This is a genomic window from Bacillus sp. MHSD_36 (assembly GCF_030757775.1).
Classification (GTDB): Bacteria; Bacillota; Bacilli; order Bacillales; family Bacillaceae_G; genus Bacillus_A.
Genome location: NZ_JAVBIS010000001.1, coordinates 1,193,599 through 1,213,165 on the forward strand (window position 1 = coordinate 1,193,599; position 19,567 = coordinate 1,213,165).

15 protein-coding genes and 4 pseudogenes are annotated in these 19,567 nt (G+C 32.4%); 5 read left to right on the top strand and 14 right to left on the bottom strand.

All coding sequences use genetic code 11. The annotated features are described in order from the left end of the window. Positions 1–161 precede the first annotated feature (161 nt). On the top strand, positions 162–770 hold the full coding sequence (locus Q9B79_RS06300; protein ID WP_306183049.1) for a DUF998 domain-containing protein: 609 nt from the start codon (positions 162–164) through the stop codon (positions 768–770). 232 nt (positions 771–1,002) lie between these two features. Continuing rightward, complete coding sequence (locus tag Q9B79_RS06305; RefSeq protein WP_306183050.1) at positions 1,003–1,362, top strand: FtsB family cell division protein; 360 nt, start codon at positions 1,003–1,005, stop codon at positions 1,360–1,362. A 235-nt stretch (positions 1,363–1,597) separates the two neighbouring features. Here Q9B79_RS06305 and Q9B79_RS06310 read toward each other — a convergent pair whose 3' ends face one another. The 6 genes and pseudogenes from Q9B79_RS06310 to Q9B79_RS06335 all read right to left on the bottom strand — a co-directional run bounded on the left by Q9B79_RS06310 (position 1,598) and on the right by Q9B79_RS06335 (position 7,071). Next, on the bottom strand, positions 1,598–2,125 hold the full coding sequence (locus Q9B79_RS06310) for a nuclear transport factor 2 family protein (protein ID WP_306183051.1): 528 nt from the start codon (positions 2,123–2,125) through the stop codon (positions 1,598–1,600). A 154-nt stretch (positions 2,126–2,279) separates the two neighbouring features. Beyond that, positions 2,280–2,672 (bottom strand): annotated as a pseudogene (locus Q9B79_RS06315) (nuclear transport factor 2 family protein). Between the two features lie 4 nt (positions 2,673–2,676). Beyond that, positions 2,677–3,498 carry an MBL fold metallo-hydrolase gene (locus Q9B79_RS06320; protein WP_306183052.1) on the bottom strand — a complete coding sequence of 274 codons (822 nt, stop codon included), beginning with the start codon at positions 3,496–3,498 and terminating at the stop codon, positions 2,677–2,679. Between the two features lie 286 nt (positions 3,499–3,784). Then, entirely contained in the window at positions 3,785–4,405 is a 621-nt protein-coding gene (locus tag Q9B79_RS06325) for a DsbA family protein (protein WP_060630888.1), read from the bottom strand. Positions 4,406–4,891: 486 nt separating this feature from the next. Beyond that, positions 4,892–5,089 (bottom strand): annotated as a pseudogene (locus Q9B79_RS06330) (YxeA family protein); the annotation flags it as partial. Between the two features lie 167 nt (positions 5,090–5,256). Then, positions 5,257–7,071 carry an acyltransferase family protein gene (locus tag Q9B79_RS06335; protein WP_306183054.1) on the bottom strand — a complete coding sequence of 605 codons (1,815 nt, stop codon included), beginning with the start codon at positions 7,069–7,071 and terminating at the stop codon, positions 5,257–5,259. A 461-nt stretch (positions 7,072–7,532) separates the two neighbouring features. Between Q9B79_RS06335 and Q9B79_RS06340 the strand changes: the two are divergent. Continuing rightward, positions 7,533–7,754: pseudogene (locus Q9B79_RS06340) on the top strand (IS200/IS605 family element RNA-guided endonuclease TnpB); the annotation flags it as partial. A gap of 169 nt (positions 7,755–7,923) precedes the next feature. Here Q9B79_RS06340 and Q9B79_RS06345 read toward each other — a convergent pair. Beyond that, positions 7,924–8,025, bottom strand: a pseudogene (locus Q9B79_RS06345) (LacI family DNA-binding transcriptional regulator); the annotation flags it as partial. Between the two features lie 208 nt (positions 8,026–8,233). On the opposite strand from Q9B79_RS06345, the gene Q9B79_RS06350 reads away from it, so the two are divergent. Continuing rightward, positions 8,234–8,857 carry an undecaprenyl-diphosphatase gene (locus tag Q9B79_RS06350; protein WP_306183055.1) on the top strand — a complete coding sequence of 208 codons (624 nt, stop codon included), beginning with the start codon at positions 8,234–8,236 and terminating at the stop codon, positions 8,855–8,857. A 7-nt stretch (positions 8,858–8,864) separates the two neighbouring features. Here the strand turns inward: Q9B79_RS06350 and bla are convergent, their stop codons facing one another. Together bla and Q9B79_RS06360 are read right to left on the bottom strand one after the other, a co-directional pair. After that, a complete protein-coding gene (gene bla, locus Q9B79_RS06355) occupies positions 8,865–9,815 on the bottom strand; it encodes a class A beta-lactamase Bla1 (protein ID WP_483861653.1) in 951 nt (316 codons plus the stop codon). A gap of 203 nt (positions 9,816–10,018) precedes the next feature. Beyond that, on the bottom strand, positions 10,019–12,148 hold the full coding sequence (locus tag Q9B79_RS06360; RefSeq protein WP_306183332.1) for a peptidoglycan D,D-transpeptidase FtsI family protein: 2,130 nt from the start codon (positions 12,146–12,148) through the stop codon (positions 10,019–10,021). Positions 12,149–12,479: 331 nt separating this feature from the next. Between Q9B79_RS06360 and Q9B79_RS06365 the strand changes: the two genes are divergently transcribed. Further along, on the top strand, positions 12,480–14,246 hold the full coding sequence (locus Q9B79_RS06365; protein ID WP_306183056.1) for a peptidoglycan D,D-transpeptidase FtsI family protein: 1,767 nt from the start codon (positions 12,480–12,482) through the stop codon (positions 14,244–14,246). Between the two features lie 11 nt (positions 14,247–14,257). On the opposite strand, the gene Q9B79_RS06370 is transcribed toward Q9B79_RS06365, so the two are convergent. The 5 genes from Q9B79_RS06370 to pepD all read right to left on the bottom strand — a co-directional run bounded on the left by Q9B79_RS06370 (position 14,258) and on the right by pepD (position 19,505). Continuing rightward, a complete protein-coding gene (locus Q9B79_RS06370) occupies positions 14,258–15,085 on the bottom strand; it encodes an SH3 domain-containing protein (RefSeq protein ID WP_306183057.1) in 828 nt (275 codons plus the stop codon). Further along, entirely contained in the window at positions 15,078–15,608 is a 531-nt protein-coding gene (locus Q9B79_RS06375) for an RNA polymerase sigma factor (RefSeq protein WP_306183058.1), read from the bottom strand. The genes Q9B79_RS06370 and Q9B79_RS06375 overlap by 8 nt, the downstream gene beginning before the upstream one ends. A gap of 587 nt (positions 15,609–16,195) precedes the next feature. After that, positions 16,196–16,789, bottom strand: a complete 594-nt coding sequence (locus Q9B79_RS06380) for an SGNH/GDSL hydrolase family protein (RefSeq protein WP_306183059.1) — start codon at positions 16,787–16,789, stop codon at positions 16,196–16,198. A 322-nt stretch (positions 16,790–17,111) separates the two neighbouring features. Beyond that, the gene (locus Q9B79_RS06385; RefSeq protein ID WP_306183060.1) at positions 17,112–17,771 is read right to left on the bottom strand and encodes a CatB-related O-acetyltransferase; all 660 of its coding nucleotides are present in this window, start codon (positions 17,769–17,771) and stop codon (positions 17,112–17,114) included. A gap of 264 nt (positions 17,772–18,035) precedes the next feature. Further along, entirely contained in the window at positions 18,036–19,505 is a 1,470-nt protein-coding gene (gene pepD / locus Q9B79_RS06390) for a beta-Ala-His dipeptidase (RefSeq protein ID WP_306183061.1), read from the bottom strand. Between the last annotated feature and the right edge of the window lie 62 nt (positions 19,506–19,567).

Below are 19,567 nucleotides of genomic sequence, written 5' to 3' on the forward strand. Positions count from 1 at the left end.
AAGTTTTGCTCCATCCATTTTTTATACGTCTTTCCGCTAAACATATTTGTCCAGAAAATCCTATATTATTGAACAGAATTATCGACTCTCAATTTACAATTTTCACTTTCAATATTGTAACCATCTATAATGGAACTATACTTTTTCAAGGGAGGAATCTAATGTATATATCAAATAGGCTTGGCTTATTTAGCTGGATTGCAACTTGCCTATACTTTTTAATTGAACCTTTCTTTATTTTCACTTCTACAGCACCTTATAACTATTTGCATCATGCAATGAGTGACCTAGGTGTAACAACCTGTGGAGAATTCACCTACGAAATAGCGCCTTATGAAATATGCTCCCCTAATCACTTTTGGATGAATTTACTCTTTATTCTTAATGGAATAACATTTTGTATTGGAGTACTATATATTTCACAACATCTAGAAAAAACAAGAATTAATAGAATAGCAACATTTTTTATACTTATAATAGGAGTATCCACTATAGTTTCAGGATTAATTCCTGCAGATATAAGCCTAATTGGACATTCTATTCTAGTTTGGATAGGTATGCTTACGGTATTTCCAGGATTATTTATTTTTGCTAAGAATCTTAAAAAAGCTGGAAAATGGACATATTTCTGTTTACTAAGCTTAATAGTAATAACAATCCTTATCTCACTTGTTTTTCTTTTCCCCTTACCTGCAGGTCTACTACAAAGACTTTTTTACTTGGTTCTTTTCGTTTGGGGAACTGTATCAACCTACAAATTGATAAAATAAAGTTTTTATACAAAAGTGCACATTTATCAGGAACATACGTAAAATAATCATGATTAACTCAGTGGTAGTTATTGAGCACCTTTTATGGTGCTTTTTATTTGCGACTAAATAGGGATTTTATTTAAATTTCATAAAACTTCTCTTTACACAAATAAGTTCAAAATTATCTATTTAGCATATATAATACTTTTAAGCAGTTTAAATTCTATACATAGGTAATGGAGGCATTAAAATGGGGAGTATCCCAAATTCACCACCACCACAATCAATCTCAAAAATACAAATTAATCCTAACAAGAATCCACAAACGAATAAAAAGCTAAGACGTCGTCTTTTATTAGCACTTGCTTTTATTCTACCTATGGTTATTTCCATTCAAATCTCCATTTATAAGCAAGAACAAATGATTCAAGAAAAACAAATTACACTAAATAAAGAAAAGAAAAGATTGTCTGAATTAGAAATCATAGGACGTTATTATGAAAACGATATTAAAACTTTAACAGAGAGCGAAGAAGGTATTTTAAAGTTCGCAAGGAAATTGTATGGATTCTCTAGACCTGATGAAACTATATTTCAAATAAATGAATAGTTTTTCAAGACATAAACGATTGTCATTAATCATGAAGTGATTTAATGATAAAAAATACATACAATAAGTACCCTATACATCATATTAGATTAAATCTTATTAAAACAAAAAGGGATGTCCTAGTAACATATCTAGGACATCCCTTTATTTTTACTCATCTTAAAACATAACTTGTCTAAATTTCAAAATTCTATATATCTCTAACAATTAAACAAATATTAGAGATATCTTCTACCTAAAACATCGTATTATTATTAGCTGCCTCATTTGGAATCTCTTGAATTACATCCCAATGTTCAACAATCTTTCCATCCTTTATACGAAAAATATCCACTATAGCAACTCCCTTATCTTGAGAATTAGTACGAGAATGTACATGGAGGGCAACTGTATCTCCTTCAGATACTACACGTTTAATCTCTGCAGAGGAATTTGGATTTTTTACAAAGTCCTCCTTAAAGAAATCCATGAAGGCTTTTCGGCCATCAGCAACAAAAGGATTATGTTGCTTATAATCTTCACTTACATATTTAGGGATAATATCGATATTATGTTTGTTAAAAACTTCATTATAGAAATCAACTACCATCTTTTTATTCTTTTCTTTTTCTGTCACATTATCTTTCGATACCGATGCAGCATTCTCGCCCTTTATTGAATGACCTTTGGTATTACCAATTGAAGCTTGAAATATCAAAGTCGACACAATTCCTAAAATAAACACAGAAATAATTATTACTATTAAATTTTTCTCTACTTTCATATATACCTACCTCTTCTAATTTTATAATTCATCTTCGTTAACACCTTTGATACAGGAAAAATCTTTCCCATAATGTGATGTAAGAGATATTGTTAGGAAAACACATTTATTCTAACAATACTCCTTATACGAGGCATGTTAGAAACTAGTAATCCTAACTTAATACCTCATTAACAGTTGCACTGTCCACAATTTGAATAAACTTCTTAACCTTATCGTTCTCATCAAACTCATAAAGATGACAAAAATCTGCCACAAATGATTTCCCTGTTGTTTTATATGTTCCACTATATTTTCCATACACGATAACAGTATTGTTATTAAAAGCATAAATTTCATCTTTAGCGCTATAGTTATCCCATTCAGTTCCAAGACGTTCATGTACATTTTTCACTACTTCATCAGGACCTATATAAGTGCCTGCATATGGAAATCCAGCAGCTTCTGTTCAAGATACATTTTCACTTAAATACGTTTTGAAAGCATCCATTTTTCCCTCACCTGTTAACACATACGTTTCATGTAATAGTTTTTGATATTTATTCATAGCATTAACCCCAAGGCATTTCTTTTGTTACAACTTTTGCACTTAATTCTAATACACCTTTATTTGCATAGCCTGGATATGCTGCTTCAAGTATTGCTACAAAATCTTTTGAAGTTTTACTTTCCTCAGAAGCTTGAATTGCTGTTCCTAGATAATCCATTGTCGCAGTAAGTGCTTGATTATTTAGGGATTTTTCGATTGATCCATGGCTAGGTACAATTATGTCAGCATGTAATGCTTGTAACACTTTCAAGTTCTCAATCCACGCCTCCATCGCCGCTTTTGAGCTAGTATCCGCTAAGAATACATGTATTTCGTTAAATACATCAATACCACCAATTAATACTTTCAGCTCTTTATTAAATAAGCTAGTTCTGTATTGATCTAAGCCTACTAGTTCAAATGTTAGTCCTTGAAAATCAATCGTTTTTTCATTAAACACTTGAGGTAATACCACATTGCTTGGTGCATTTTCTCCAAGTGCACCTTTCCAAACTTTTAATTTTCCTAATACAGAATGAACAATATTTTCAACCGTAGACTCTGTTGCATATGCTATAGCTTCTGGGTATGCAGCTTTCATACTTTCTAACCCGAAATAGTAATCAGGATCCCCATGGATGATAAAGATTTTATCTAGAGATAAATTATTGTTTGTCAAATAATCCACAATTTCTTTCGAATCAGATTGCGTAAATTTTGAGTTTATTAAAAATGCATGTCCTGCTTTCTCAACTAAGGTTGCAGTGACCATGAAACTTTTTTCGTCTGAACTAAACACCGTCAATTTTACATCTTTTTGATTTGTATCGATTGTTTTAAACATAGAATGTTTCTCTCCTTTTGTTAAAGTTATTAAATAAATCACACATTTTTTCTTGTTCAAATAGAAACTCCCTATTCAATTCACCTGAAAGTGTGACAGCACAAACAATTATTCGGGAGATAAATGTCAGTTGGCGTAAGATAATATGTTTATTACTATGGCCTATAATAAAATTGGACTGTTTAAATACAAATTGAAATCAACTATTATAAAAAAGGTTTAGTCCATTTACTTATAGTAGTTTTTCTTAAAACGTTACATGCAATATACTGTAGCTTAAGATTTTTTAATATAAACTTTTAAAACGCGCTTCGATTTTATCTGGCGTCATTACCCCGCCACCAATAGGAATAATTTGATTATCTTTTTGTAAAAGTAATGAAGGATAACTATTAACACCAAGCTGTCGAACTTTATTGAAATCATTTTGGACATCTATTACTGTTTCTTGAGCGTTTAAGCGGTCTAATACTTGTTCAGGGTCCAAACCATGCTCGATTGCAATCTTACGATATGTCTCAGGATCACTTAGACTTTGTCCCTCATAATAAAACGCTTTTTGCATAGCCGAAGTGAATTCTAACAAACGGTCTGGAGCTAATGAGCGTAATGCCGAAAAACCAATTGCAGCATCTTTCGAATTCATTTTAAAAGTACCTTCTTCCACCAATTTTTGATATGAAGGACCAAATTCCGCACCTGTGAGTTGATTAATTCTTTTATTTCCCTCTTCTATATATGAGAAATTTTTCATTGGTAAATTATCTAAGAATAAACCTCCACATAAAACGGTTAACGGCATTTCAGTGTGGTTTTTGTAAAACCCTTTAATACTTTCTGAAAAGCCATAGCACCATCCACAATAAGCGTCCCATACATAAATAAGGTTATCTTGTTTCGTCTCCATTTAAATCTCCTACCTTTATTTTTATTATCCAGCTCAGTTAAATTTCTGGTTTATATAAGTACATCTTTTTATATCTTGTTCTTTTTTGAGTTACCTTAATATATTTTTCAAAACTAACCCTTTCAAAAAAGATTAACTTTGATTTTTAACAAAAGATAACTGTGCACATTTTTTTCAAAAAACAGACACTTGATGTAACTTTTTCGATTACATCTTTATGTAACCATTTTAGTTACAACTAGTATATAAGTCAATTCTTTTTTTACAAAAACATTTAATTTCTATCCTAGCACTTCCAGAATTCTAGTATCAAATACTTTTCTTCTTGTTCTTAAATTTGTCATAGTCCTTAGTAAATTAATCCCAAAACTTATCAGAAAGAAACGCTCACTTTTTAATATGCTTTATATAAAAAACTACAACATAGCATATAATAAAAAACGGCGAACCCTCCACGTAGGAGAATCCACCATCACAAATAAAGGATTATTTCACACCTAGTTTTTCTTTTGCTTTCTTAGGAAGCTCGTCTTCCTGCACTTCCTTCCAAGCCGTTACACCTTTTTTCTCTGAATGATATACACGTAGGAATGCTTCTTTACGAAGATTCTTTTGTACAATAAATTCTAACTCATTTTCCTTACCTTCCTTATCAAAACCCGATAATGCATATTCATACCCCTTTACCATTCATGTCCCGTACAAAAAAGCGAAGTCTTCAACCAAACTTCGCTTGTCATTGTATTATGAATTACAGGAATTATTGCTAAATGCCAAAAGTTTATTTCTTCAAACATAGATCTTTTTTATTTCAGCTAACTGTGCAAAAGAATTTGATCAAATATAATTAATTATTGATTAACCGCTTTAACCACAAGGACTGCGTATGCTTCTGCACCTAAATTGGTTAAATGCACACCATCAGGTGCAAAGTAGTCTTTCTTTCCAGCACTTGCTGCATACCAATCAACTAGAGTTACATTAGGATATTTAGTTACTGTTACTTTCAGTCTCTCGTTCACAATTGATTCCCACGGACGTGGCACTCTCGTATTAATAAATATTATTTTACGTTCGTTTCCAATTAATTTTATTAATGAAACAAGTTGTTCAGTAGTAAAGGCTCCATTTGTACCTAATCCGATAATGACATAGTTTCCTAAATTCCCTTCATTTTTTAACTGTTCCACTACTGGAATCGCTTTTGACAGCTGACGGCCAATTTGCGCATCAATCCTGATATCAGGAAAAGTATTTTTTAAATATGGAGTAATATCAATCATAACGGAATCGCCTATCGCAGTAACTGTGAGTGGATTTTTAGGGTGTGCAGAATTTGCTTCTTTTGATTCCCCTTGATTTAGAGGCGTTTCTTGATTTGGTTTTTCCCAAACAGCAACTGGATGTGGCGCCGGTTGTGTTTGTACTGCTTCCACCTTATCTTGTTGATAATTCCCCTTAGCCTTACTAGCATTTAATAAGCCTAAAACTGCTATTGAGGTAAAGAATAATGAACAAACTAAAGCTAACTTAACACCTAAAGTGACATTTTGAAGTCTTAAGTTCTTAAACTGAATGTTCCGGAGCGTACCTTGTCGGATTGGTTTTTCGATAAACTTCCATGAAATTTGCGCAATCAATATTATTAGAAGAAATTGAAGGATTGCTCTTATTATTGAAAAATCCCCTGCATTTACTTTTGGAGTCGTTAATGTGAGAATTGGATAATGCCAGAGGTATATGCCATACGATCTTACCCCTATCCAACGTAAAGGTCTAAATCGTAAAAATTGAGCAATGCGACTAGCTGGATGAGCTAGATTTGCCACTAACAATGCTGTTGCAATTGATAAGAGAACCATTCCTCCCTTGTATAGAAATGGATCATATTGATTGGTCTTCCAAAACATAACCAAAATAATAATAAGAGCAATGCCACCCACTACATCAAGAATGAAACGCGCCTTCGGGATAATTTTATTAGCAAGCCTATTGCTTGGCCAAACTAAGGCAAGTACCGCTCCGATAAGTAATGAAAAGGCCCTCGTATCTGTACCATAATATATTCTGCTCGGATCAACTCCAGGTTCATACAAAATTGCCATTGCTAAAGCTGAAGCAAATGCTCCTAGACAAATCAATAAAATCATACGGGATTGTTTTTTTATGTAGTAAAGTCCTAAACTAATAATAAACGGCCAGACAACATAGAATTGTTCCTCGACTGCTAACGACCAAAAATGATTTAATGGCGAAATCTGGTTAAAATTATCAAAGTACGATAATTTATGATAAATATACCACCAGTTACTAACATAAAATAATGCCGCTAATGAATCTCCACGCATTTTTTCAAGTAAAGAGCTATGAAAAATCGTAATCCATGCCAATGTTATAACGAGCATGACAATCATTCCTGGAAGCAATCTTCTTGCCCTACTAAGCCAGAACTTTTTCAAATCAATTCTCTTATTTCTCTTCCACTCCATGGCTAGAATATCTGTAATTAAATAACCTGAAAGTACAAAAAATACTGTAACTCCTAAAAACCCTCCAGGCATCCAATTAAAATTAATATGATACAAAATAACACCTAGTATAGCTAGACCCCTTAGACTGTCCAACCCTACCATATAACGACTATTTTTTTTAAAAGGTTTAGTCATCCTACATTCACCTCTATTTCTTGAAAACTAGGTTAATAATAACGTCATAAAATGCTATTAATCCCCTAAAATTGTATAAGCTAAACCAATACAAACATCATTTTGTAAGGGTTTTTTTGATATTTACATGCACAGCAATAAATACTTTATCACGTTATCTGGCTCTGTTGTAAAAATTTTTATAGTAGGTGTTTTTACTCTTCCTAAAAAAGAGGAATTTGCCCAATCAAAAATTTATATACCGTGTGTCTTAAAGTAAAATTTTGATACGTTTTTACAGACATATCAAGGCCTGTGACATTTTGAATATAATCGATAATGCATACATAAAGGATTTTGTATATAAAAACATTATAAAAAAGAAATATGTATAATTACATATTTCTCTTACTGATAAAGCGCCTCCATTTAAAAAATTTCTCTTTAATATTTTTAATCTCTTTGTTAGCTTGATAGCGTAATGGTATAGCAAACAAAACATTATCTTATCGGAAACATTTGCTTCAAATCAATTATGTTTTTGTTATGGATATCCAAACCAAGACGTTACTAATCTAACCCTACGAAAATGGGACTACTCTTCATGTTGTACGCACCATAATCGGGAGATTTCCGCAAGTATCAATTGGAAGAATGAAGCGATAAGGCTTCTAACCACAATAACTATAGTCATAACCTACTAATAAGGGAGAATTCTATTGAGCCCCTTACCTATTAATTTCCCTCATCTTTACGAGATAACAGTGGGAGTAGTTCAATAAGGGGATAATCTTCATAAAGTAAAATTACAGCTTAGATTTCGAGGATTTCTGGATGTAATAACCAGCTCGATAAATCGAACTGGTTATTTTTTATTGTTTTTTCACTAATACGCCCAGTTTGATTAATTACCTTGGATACAGTTGCTATTGATACACCTTCTTTTTCCGCAACATCATAAATTGTTGGTTTCACTTTAATTATCCCTTCTTAATCATCTTTTTCTATATTTTATCATAAAAATATTTTACTTCTTGGTACACAAAAGGAATTCTTTTAAAATTTGTAAGTATTTCTATCTTTGAGCGTAGTACTTCATATTTACAAATTAATCAGCCTTGATGAAACACTAGTAGAAAAATATTTGACTGATTTACTTATTAGACATTTAGAGAGCATCTGCATGAATTATAAGATGTTTAGAGCTATCAATCGTCTAGCTGGTCGTAACTCAACATTGGATACATTTATGATATTTATTTCACAAAAGACTCGATTCCTGTACATTTTCTTATTAGCCTTAATGTGGTTTAGAAACAATTCCTACAAAAAAATTATTTTATTTGCAGGGGTATCAGTAGGATTCGCATTATTTATAAACCGCTTTACCCAGCTCTTTTATTTTAAACCTCATCCATTTGTTACACATCGTGTGCGTATACTTATCCCATCACAGAATAATTCCTCATTTCCTAGTAAACATAAAGTCTTAGCATTTGCCTTAGCGACCTCCGTCTTACTTCGTGAACGTTTATTTGGCTCAATCATGCGGTTCTTAGCAATTTTGACAGTTTTTTCACGTATCTGGCTAAGCCATCATTATCCATTTGATATCATAGGAAGTGCCTTCATAGGAATCTTAACCAGTATAGCTATTGGTAATATTGGTAATAATACATATAATATATTTAATTCTTTTGTTACCTGGATTATAAATGTATTCGGCATACAAAAAAGCGATTCTTTTCACATTAAAAAGGATCGCTTTCCAAGTTCATATTTTCAATTACATTACATAAAGAATTGAGAGATTATCACTTAAAAGCATTAACGACAACTTCAGCCGCCTCTGCAATGAGTTGATTATCATAGGTAGCCCCTTTTTCATCTTTACTAGATAAAATTGCGACGATAATAGGTGCTCTATTTGGTGGCCAAACGATAGCAATATCATTTCGTGTCCCGTAACTGCCAGCACCCGATTTATCTCCAACTATCCAGTCAGTTGGCACGCCTGCACGAATAAGTTTGTCCCCTGTAGCATTACCTTTCATCCAATCTGTAAGAATTTTACGTTTTTCAGCTGGAAGTGCATTTCCGACCGTAAAAGTTTTAAGATTCGTAGCAATTGCTTTCGCTGTACTAGTGTCACGAATGTCTCCTGGAATAGCTTCGTTTAACTCTGTTTCAAAGCGATCAGACATAGTAACCCGATCCCCCATCTGTCTAAGCGCTTTTTCATACCCTTGCGGTCCGCCTATTTTATGAAATAAAATGTTCCCTGCAGTATTATCACTGTAACGAACAGCAGCCTCCGCAATTTCTCCTAGTGTCATTCCAGTATCTACATGTTTCTCTGTAACAGGTGAATAATCCACTAAGTCTTCTTTCGTAAATTTGATAACTTCATTTAATGTATCAATTGAGTTTTGCTGTAGTAATACTCCTGCCGCTAAAGCCTTGTAGGTTGATGCAAAGGCAAACCTTTCGTTAGGTCGATAAGAGATTGTTTGATTGGTACCAATATCAATCGCATATACACCTAATCGAGCATCAAATTTTTTCTCAAGTTGAGAGAACTCTTTATGCGTCGCCTGATTTTTATGTTTTATTTGTCCTTTCTTTTCTTTCGCTTCAACTTGCAGTGATCCTCCTGTAAAAGCTTCTAGGCTTGTAAGACTTAAACCTAATATACCAACGCATATTCCTATTTTTAGCATCCTCTTGTTTTTCAAAATCATCATTCCTTTCAAGTTCTTAACCATTTTTTACATACACATAATAGACAATCACCGAAACAAGTTTGTTCCATAAACTTTTAAAAATTTTTAGCTAGTATGAGAGTCATTAGCAAAATAAGAGATAGCCACAATGATTGTCGCTATCTCTTATTTCCAATCTCATTTTTCTTTTATAAAGACCTTTAATAAACAGTATCTCTTTCCATAAGAAAAGCGTATACGTTTTTCTAATTTTGATTCGGAACATCTATATGAGTAGTTTCACCATGTATACGTTGCTTTTTCAAATCAAAATATACATCTAAAACTTCCTTTCCGATTATAGAATTAATTCCACTTTTATCATTATGAAGCCACGGAACTACTACTGAAAATGCTACTTCTGGATTATCATAGGGAGCATATCCAACTAACGTTAAGTTGTAGCATTCCATACGTTCTCCTTTTGCATTTCTACCAATTGGATCATCTCCACCATATACAGTTTGAGCTGTCCCTGTCTTTCCTGCTGGCTTATATGGAGCATTTTTGAAATGCTTCACGCCAGTTCCATCACCTTCTTGGAATACCCATCTAAACCCTTCTTTTATTCGATCAATATGCTCTGTCTTCATATCAATCCGATTTAATACGACAGGCTCTATAGAACGAATAACTTTGCCAACCTCTTCTTTTATTGATTGCTCTCGTATTTCTTGTACAATTTGAGGTTGCATTCTATAACCGCCATTAGCAATTGTTGAAATATATTGCGCTAATTGCAATGGCGTATACGTATCATACTGACCGATAGAAAAATCTAGTAAAAAACCAGGCTGGCTATCTACTTTTCTAGTTTGTCCAATTATTTCATTCGGTAAATCAATACCCGTAGGAACTCCTAAGCCAAATTGCTTAAAATAATAGCGCATCGTATTAAATGCTTCTTGTTTTATATCCAATGAACCATTTGGTACGTAATTAACGCCCGCAATTTTTAAAGCTGTTTGGAACATGTATACATTCGAAGATACTTGTAGAGCTCGTAAATCATTAATATTACCAAATCCGGATACATTCCACGATTTCTTAGCTTGTGTACCTTTAAATTTCATCGGTGCATCATAAAATTGATCTCCTGGTTGTATTGCCCCTGTCTCATATCCAGTTAATAAAGTTGCACCTTTTACAGCTGACCCTAGTTCATACGAAGTTGTCATATTACCTAATGCCAAATCCTCGATTTCCATTTTCCCTTCTTTTTCTACAATCCTTTTGCCTGCCATAGATAAAATCTGTCCGTTATTCGGATTTGTCATAACAACAAAAGCTCGGTCCAATAGTGGCTCTGAATTCTTAAAAGCTCTCAAATTTTTCTCTAAACTTTCTTCCACTTTCTTTTGTAATTCCATATCAATCGTTAATGTTAAACTATTACCACTTTTTCCTTTAGAAATTATTTCTGTGTTTATAATATTTCCTGATTTATCTGTAATATTTTTCACTTCTTCTTTTGTACCGTGTAACACATCTTCATATCGTTGTTCAATATAACTTTTCCCTACACGATCATTACGGTTATATCCGCGTACTAAATAAGAATCTAAATTTTCTTTTGGCAGACCTTCTTCGCTACTCGTAATATTACCTAACACGGAACGAAATAAATCACCATTTACATAATTGCGCTCCCAATCAACTGTTGCATCTACCCCAGGAAACTCCGCAAGATCTTCACTGATTCGCGCATACTCTTGATCAGTTACATCTTTTTTTATAATTTGTGGTGTCAGTTGATAACCTGAGCTCATTTTACTTTTAATAGCTAACACCTTTAAATCTTGTGCTGTTAATTCTGCCAATTCTACTTCTGTAACGCGACTTCGTCTTAATTCTTCTATTTTTTTATCTAACTCTTTTCCCTCTATTCCCTTTTCTTTAAACTTTTCTATATCTTTTTTCGTAATCATTGTTTCCGCACGTTTCGTATTCAACTGCATCCAAAAATCTTTTTTATCGATATCTGTTAATTTGTTTATATCTTGTTCAGGCATTTCAAGTACTTTTGCCAATTCTTTTGCTATTTTTAAAATATCTTCACTAGTAATGCCCTTTACCCTTGTATACGTAATTGTGCGAAGAGATTTATTATTAACAACTGTTTTTCCTTCTCGATCTAGTATTTGTCCACGTGGAACTGGAATACTAGTTGATGCATTTTGACTGTTTTCCACTTGATTCTTATAAGCCTCTCCCTCTACGATTTGCACTTTTCCTAGCTGCATAATAATAGCTGAAAACAATAAAAATATGCAAAGGAACATTATATTTAATCGAATAGATATATATGTCTCCTTATTTCCTTTTTGCTTTTCCATAAATCCTCCATATATTTGCTTATATATTACGTAACGATGGCCGATTATAAATATCGTTTCAACTTTTTCACTAAACCATTGTAAGCATCCATTTCTTTTCGTTTTGCTACGTAATTCAAAACTCTCCTGTCTTGTTTTCTCTCTATTTTTTGTCACTTGCATTAGAAATGCTACACTGTATAACGACTCATCTTAAAAGTAAAATTTCATACTATTTATTCCTTTCTTTATGCTGTAGTACTTAATAGACAACCTAAATAATAAAGTTGTTCCACATTTACAAAAAAAATAATTAACTATAATATGGAATAAGCTAAAAAGGGAGGGTTTTATGTTACATACAAAAATAAAAAGATGGAGATTTATAGTGATTCTTTCTATTGTAGGTTTTATATTAATAATTTTGTTTAAAAGCCATTTCTTTTCAATTACTATCGAAACTTCTTCAGCCGAAAGAGGACAAATACTTGATCAAAATGGTGTAATACTAGCTACAAATAAGAAAGTTAAGTCTCTATATTGCACTTTTAATAATGAAAAGATATCGAAACTAGATACAGCAAACACGTTAGATTTTTTCAATCAATTTTCAAGCGAGTTTCAACATGACATTTCTGCAAAAGATATAAAATTACACTTACAACAATCTTGTAAAAAGCAAACTATGAATGATATACCGTTATACTCTGACATAAATGAGCGTGAACTTACATTCGTAAATAAGAACAAACCCAATAATGTAATAATTAAAGATGAAGTGATTCGATATTATCCTAAGCATGAAATTGGTTCACAAGTAATTGGTTATGTGGAAAATGAACTTAATTCAGAGCATATGCCTGTTGGTAAAAGTGGGGTTGAGCTGCGATATGAAAATGATTTAAAAGGAAAACCGGGTAAAACTCTTATTTTTAAAATAAATAACAAAAAATTCTTATGGAATATTCAAAACGCACAAAAAGGAAAAGATATCCAATTAGCTTTAAATTCTAAGTTACAGCAAAAAGCAGAGGAAGCATTAAGATCTCAAATCAAGAAAATAACTGATGTTAATGCCGGTTATGTTGTGGTAACCGATGTGAAAACTGGCGCAATTTTAACTATGGCCAACTCAGCAGTATTTGATCCAAATATATTACATATACATACATCACCTGAAAAAGAAAACATGAAATCACTTTCGCAAAATAAAGCAATTCAAAAATTAAAGTACGGTGAATCTTATGTAAATATGGCCTCTACTATAAAGCCACTTTCTATTTTAATTGGATTAAACGAAAAGCTCTTTCAACCTGAAGATACTTATTTAGATAAGGGTAGTTTTCAGTATGATAATCAAAATAACATTGTGAATGCACCTGGAACGCCAACTGGGGAGATTACACCGCGGCAGGCTATCATTAATTCATCTAACACATTTATGACAGCAAAAGTAGCACTACCTTTATTCAACGAAAATAATGGTAATATAGAAAAAGTAGCAAACATATGGACCGATTATTTAATGCAATTCGGTCTTCGTTCTAAAACAGGGATTGATTTACCATCTGAAGAAGACGGACAATATGAGCTTCATCCATCTAATAAATTTGAAAATGGAATATCAGCTTTATTAAATGCCTCTTGGGGAGGAAATGAAGTACACACTCCTCTTCAACTTGCTCAATATGCAGCAACTTTGGCAAGTAAAGGTGATAAATATAAACCTCAAATCATAAGTGCTATTATTGGTCCAAATGGTAAGGAAACAAAAAAGTTTAAACCCATTTTAGAAAGTTCAAATCATTATCCGATGAAATTTTGGAATGTCGTGCAAGGTGGAATGAGTCAAAATATAGAGGAAATTAAAAAGCTGCCCTTTGAAGTCGCAGGTAAAACAGGAATTACAGGTTTTCCGAATGAGCAAGCAAGAATGATCAATCATTCTCTTTTCATTGCATATGCTCCTACCGAAGATCCACAAATTGCCGTTTCTGCCGTTATTCCTGGTAGTAATTCAGAAAAAAACATCGCTGCTCTCGTTACATCAGAAGTTTTAGAGTCTTGGAATGCACTTCAAAAAGAGAATAACAACAAAGAGGAAGGTTCATTAAAGTGAACCTTCCTCTTTTACCATATAGAATCAATATTCGTTACTTTCCATTTACCTTCACGATCCTTTTCGAACATGAAAGAATATTTAATATCAGTTAAAACATACTCTTTTTGTACATATCCAGTATTACCGTTTATTGTAGATACTTTTATATATCCATCATTCTGCACTTTTTCCGTAATCCAAGCTTTTACCATTTCATTAGATACTTCATATAAAACTCGTGATTTTCGTTTTGGTTCAGCTAAAATTTTCGTTTTATTTCCAGTAACAGTTGCATATATAAAATGCGCTTGCTTTGGTTCGTTACTTTCTGTCAATCCACTTGGTACTTTGTATACTTGCTTTGTATCATTTGTAAATTCTCCCCCCATTGTAAGGGCAACTTGCAACTCATGAAAAATATCTTCATCAAACTTCAATTCATCCTTCTTATAACTCTTCCCTTTAAATAAAACTTCATCATTTAACGCTCTATTCAAGTCGTTTTCATTTTTTGCATTTGTACTTTGATATAAATCATTCATAAATTGTCTTAATGTTGGATCTTGAGCAGACTCATCTTTCGTTTTAGGCTTAATTTGAGTGCTGCTTTGGACCGGTGATTTATTATCATCAAGCCAAGGTTGTTGAACAATAACAAATAATATTGTACAAACGAAAACAACTACAATAGGCAGCGCTTTTTTACGAAACGGTTTTTTATGTTTTACAAGATCCGCTTCATTATTTTCATATATAGACTGCTTTATTTTATAAATAAATTCCTCTTCATTTTTACGATTCTCCATTGGACCTTTTTTTAATTTACTATACCAGTCGGGATTTTGTTTATTATTCATCACTACTACCCTCCCCAATTAATTTTGAAACCTTACTTCTCGCTCGGCTTAATCTAGATTTTACAGTTCCAATAGATACTCCTAGTGTTTCAGCCATTTCTTCATAAGATAATTCATATTTCGCGTCTAAAATTATTATTTCACGGTGTTTTTTAGGTAGTTTTAATACAACATCCCACACTTCATTCATTTCCTCTTGATTAAAAAATTCTTTTTCTGCCGATGGGGATTGTTTATCATCACTAAAAAATCCTACTAAAGATATCCTTTTAAAATAGGAGGATTTCAAATAGTTTATTGCCGTATTTCTTGTAATTTTTAATATCCACGTTTTAATAGATGACTCCTTTCGAAATGAATTCCAGTTTTTAAATACCTTTATAAATACATCTTGCGTGATATCATCTGATAAGTGTGGATCTTTCGTAATAATAAATGAATAATTCCATACATCTTGCCAATAATCGTTTATAACATAGTCAAGCTCATCATGATTACATTTTTCAATAAACTTCTGTTCCATTTCCACACCTCGAACTTATTTGAATAAACATAAAACTACCCTCGCTTTTATTATGGTTTCAATATATAGACAAGATACAAGTTGTATTTGTTCCATTGTTTATCTTTTTTTAATTAAAAAATCCTACTAAAAATGTAAAGGTGTGCAACTACTTTCATAAAATAATCAGCTATATATTCTCTCACATGACAGGCTCTAAAAAAGAAAGTAATGCATACAATGTTAAAAATACACTCATAAAAATCTGATTATTATTTGTGCATTTCACGCAATATTCTACTTGTATTACCTTTTTTCCTAGAGCACACTTATTTGTGTGCTCTATTTATGTTTTACTACATAACTGTTTTGTTAAAGTTTAAAATTACCCTCGCTTGTCCATTTCAATTTATTTACCTCTTTTATTTACTATTAACGATGGTAACCTTTCAAAAATGAAAATAAAGAGGAGATATCACTTTTCTACAGACACAACAAAAAAAAGCATTTTCGATTAGGAAGAATGCTTTTTTATTGTGCTCAATTTATACATTTTATTTTAACTCAAAACCCCTGCGCTGCATGAGACAGGGAATTCATTCTAAAACTTATTTAGAAAAATCACGTACAGGTATACTACTATAAATCACTTCAGCAACTTTCACATATCCTTTTGAGTTTGGATGAATTAAATCCTTAGACCAAACCGTATCATCATTAACTAAATGATGATTCCAAAAGTCAACATAATGAAGTTTATACTCTTTACTCAGTGAACGTATAACTTCGTTTGCCTCTAATAATTGTTCTTTTAATACTTGCTTTTTTTCAGATGAAAAAGGAAGCCTGATTGTAAAATCTGGAAGGTTCCCTATAATAATATCAGCATCTGTTTTAATTAATGTATCTATCATATATTCCATATCGTCCTTATATTCTTGATGATTCCAACGTCCTTTTAATACATCGTTTGCACCTGCGATTAGACTTACCAAATCTGGATTAAACGTTAATGCTTTTTCCAATTGCTGCGAGCGAATTTCTTTAGTTACTAACCCACGCTTTGCAAAATTAGCATATTCTATATCAAATGCACACAGTTGAACAAAATGATCTACCCAGCTTTTTAATGCAATTCCCTCAACTTCATCCCCTATGCCCTCGGTAAAACTATCACCAATCGCTACAAATCGCTTCCACATATGTAATCCCCCTTTTTGTTGTTCATATCTACACTATATAATAGTTCACAGCGTATATCTATTTTCATTGTAATTTAATTGAATAATGAATCTTCTTTTATCCTGTGTAACTTTATTAAACTATCCTTGTACCAGGGTGCTTTAAATTAAAAAATCAAAATAAACGCCATTCTTTTTTCATACTAGCAATTGCTAATGATTCATCTGTATTTTTTTCATATAAAATCTTTCCGGAATTTAGATGAATTTTCCTTAATCTAGACTATTAAATTTTTATAATAAAAAACTACATCCTATATAGAATGTAGTTTATTTCACAGACTTATCTATTTTTTACTTCCTTTTTATAAAAATCATATAATAGTTTAATAAATGAGCTAGATAATATAGGCATTGCCTTCTCAACTAATTCTCTATCCCAATCAAACCAACGCATTTCCATCAGCATATTCATTTCTGTATCAGTGAACCGCTTCTTTATTTCCTTTGCAGGATTTCCACCAACTATTGTATACGGCGGAACATCTTTACTTACGACAGATCCTGCTGCAACGATTGCACCTTCACCAATTGTAACGCCAGGCATTATAATAGTATTCATTCCAATCCAAGCATCACTTTTAATGACTGTATCACCCTTCGGTTCATATGAATGTTCAATTTGCTCAGCGAACGGATATACTGTAATCCATTCTGAGTGATGATTGTGATTACCACCCATTAAAATGACTACTCCACTAGCAATACAAACATAATTCCCAATAATGAGTTTATCAAGATGCCATCCCATCTGTTCAATTGGATTGAAAAGTGCTCGGGACTTAGCATCTCCCCACAAATACCTTACACAGCCATCTTCAAAATTTTGGTGACCATAATACCCTGAATAGTAGGAGTACTCTCCTACCTCAATGAGTGGATTTGTAACTATATCTTTTAAATACTTCGTTTCTGACCAATGATTATATAATGGATACTTCATACCTTTATTCCTCGCTTCTAAGTATTGTAGATCTTTATAATTCACTTAGAAGCTTAATACGACTGCTACATTTTTTAGCTTTCTCAAGCGATGAATCATTATATTCAAGCCTTTCTGTTATAATAAAAAAATCATAACGTGTTAAATTACATAAGTCAAATTGTAAAAATATATCAATTGAGTGGAAATGAAAATGATGAAATAAAACGCTATACAAAAAAGTAGCCTATAAAGTTTTATAGGCTACTTTTCATTTCATTACTATTATTTAGCTAATTCCTTCGTATCCTTCATTACATCAACGAAGAAGCCCCAGTTATTCACAACAGAAGAAATACTAATATGTTCATCTGGAGTGTGAACATTAAATATATCTGGACCGAATGAAATTGCATCTAATTCAGGCATCTTTTGAACGAATACACTACATTCGATTCCTGCATGTACAGCAAAGATTTCAACATCTTTATTATATTTTTCTTGATGTACTTTTTCAAACAAATTACGAATTTGTGAATTCGGATTGTATGGCCATTCTGGATACTCTGACTCGATTTCAAATGTTGCACCAACTAAATCGGCAATACATTTAATTTCATCTGCAACATGTTGTTTTAAACTACTTACAGAACTTCTCACTTCGTTACGTAATTTAATTTCATCTTGTAACGTTTCAATAACGCCTAAATTTGTTGAACTTTCTACTAGACCTTTAATATCCATGCTCATACTTTGAATTCCGTTTGGAATTAAGAATAATGATGAAATAAGTTGCTTTTGTGTCTCTTTAGCAAATATTTTTTCTACTTTCTCATCCAATTTTGTAAGTGTAACATGAATATCTGGATCAACAGCACGCAGTTCTTCTTGTAATACTCTTGTCCAAGATTCTAGTTTTTCTGCCACTTTCTCTACATCTTCTGTACGCAATACAATTGTAGCTACACTTTCGCGCGGAATCGCATTCGTTTTTAATCCGCCGTGAACTTCACTTATATCAAATTGAATATTTGCTGATAGATCACGTAATACTCGTCCTAATACTTTGTTTGCATTACCACGTTGTTTATCAATTTCCATACCAGAATGTCCGCCTTTTAGACCACCAACATATAGACGGTATGCACCCGTATTCGCTGGCGCTTCATCCCATATTACTGGAATTGTTTCAACGGCTTTCGCACCACCTGCGCTACTTACAAGTAATTTATGATCTTCTTCAGAATCAATATTTATAAAAATCTTACCATCAAAGTGATTTGCATCAACAGCGAAAGCCCCACCCATTGTTGTTTCTTCTTCAGTGGTAATAACTACTTCCAGTGCTGGATGCGGAATGTCTTTTGAATCTAATAAAGCCATCGCATACGCCACTGCAATACCATTATCAGCGCCTAAAGTCGTTTGATTTGCATATAACATGTCCCCAATGATTCGTAATTCAATTGGATCTTTTTCAAAATCATGTACGGTTGCTTGATTTTTTTCACATACCATATCCATATGACCTTGAATGATAATAGCTGGTACATTTTCATAGCCAACAGTTGCTTCTTTTTTAATAATGACATTCATTGCTTCATCTTGAATCACTTCTAAATTACGCTCTTTTGCAAAGCCAACTAAATAATCACTAATTTCCTTTTCATTTCCCGATCCTCTAGGAATCTTTGAAATTTCTGCAAAATGATAAAATACAGGGTGCTTTGTTAATTGTTCTAAAGTAGAATACATTTTTAAACTCCTCTCAAAATGACAAAATAATATGTAAGTCTTTTATCATTATACCATGATTC

Bases quoted from the DNA above. Each gene is read 5' to 3' on its own strand.
- Q9B79_RS06300 (WP_306183049.1), top strand. From the start codon at position 162: ATGTATATATCAAATAGGCTTGGCTTATTTAGCTGGATTGCAACTTGC.
- Q9B79_RS06305 (WP_306183050.1), top strand. From the start codon at position 1,003: ATGGGGAGTATCCCAAATTCACCACCACCACAATCAATCTCAAAAATA.
- Q9B79_RS06310 (WP_306183051.1), bottom strand. From the start codon at position 2,125: ATGAAAGTAGAGAAAAATTTAATAGTAATAATTATTTCTGTGTTTATT.
- Q9B79_RS06320 (WP_306183052.1), bottom strand. From the start codon at position 3,498: ATGTTTAAAACAATCGATACAAATCAAAAAGATGTAAAATTGACGGTG.
- Q9B79_RS06325 (WP_060630888.1), bottom strand. From the start codon at position 4,405: ATGGAGACGAAACAAGATAACCTTATTTATGTATGGGACGCTTATTGT.
- Q9B79_RS06335 (WP_306183054.1), bottom strand. From the start codon at position 7,071: ATGACTAAACCTTTTAAAAAAAATAGTCGTTATATGGTAGGGTTGGAC.
- Q9B79_RS06350 (WP_306183055.1), top strand. From the start codon at position 8,234: ATGAATTATAAGATGTTTAGAGCTATCAATCGTCTAGCTGGTCGTAAC.
- bla (WP_483861653.1), bottom strand. From the start codon at position 9,815: ATGGTTAAGAACTTGAAAGGAATGATGATTTTGAAAAACAAGAGGATG.
- Q9B79_RS06360 (WP_306183332.1), bottom strand. From the start codon at position 12,148: ATGGAAAAGCAAAAAGGAAATAAGGAGACATATATATCTATTCGATTA.
- Q9B79_RS06365 (WP_306183056.1), top strand. From the start codon at position 12,480: ATGTTACATACAAAAATAAAAAGATGGAGATTTATAGTGATTCTTTCT.
- Q9B79_RS06370 (WP_306183057.1), bottom strand. From the start codon at position 15,085: ATGAATAATAAACAAAATCCCGACTGGTATAGTAAATTAAAAAAAGGT.
- Q9B79_RS06375 (WP_306183058.1), bottom strand. From the start codon at position 15,608: ATGGAACAGAAGTTTATTGAAAAATGTAATCATGATGAGCTTGACTAT.
- Q9B79_RS06380 (WP_306183059.1), bottom strand. From the start codon at position 16,789: ATGTGGAAGCGATTTGTAGCGATTGGTGATAGTTTTACCGAGGGCATA.
- Q9B79_RS06385 (WP_306183060.1), bottom strand. From the start codon at position 17,771: ATGAAGTATCCATTATATAATCATTGGTCAGAAACGAAGTATTTAAAA.
- pepD (WP_306183061.1), bottom strand. From the start codon at position 19,505: ATGTATTCTACTTTAGAACAATTAACAAAGCACCCTGTATTTTATCAT.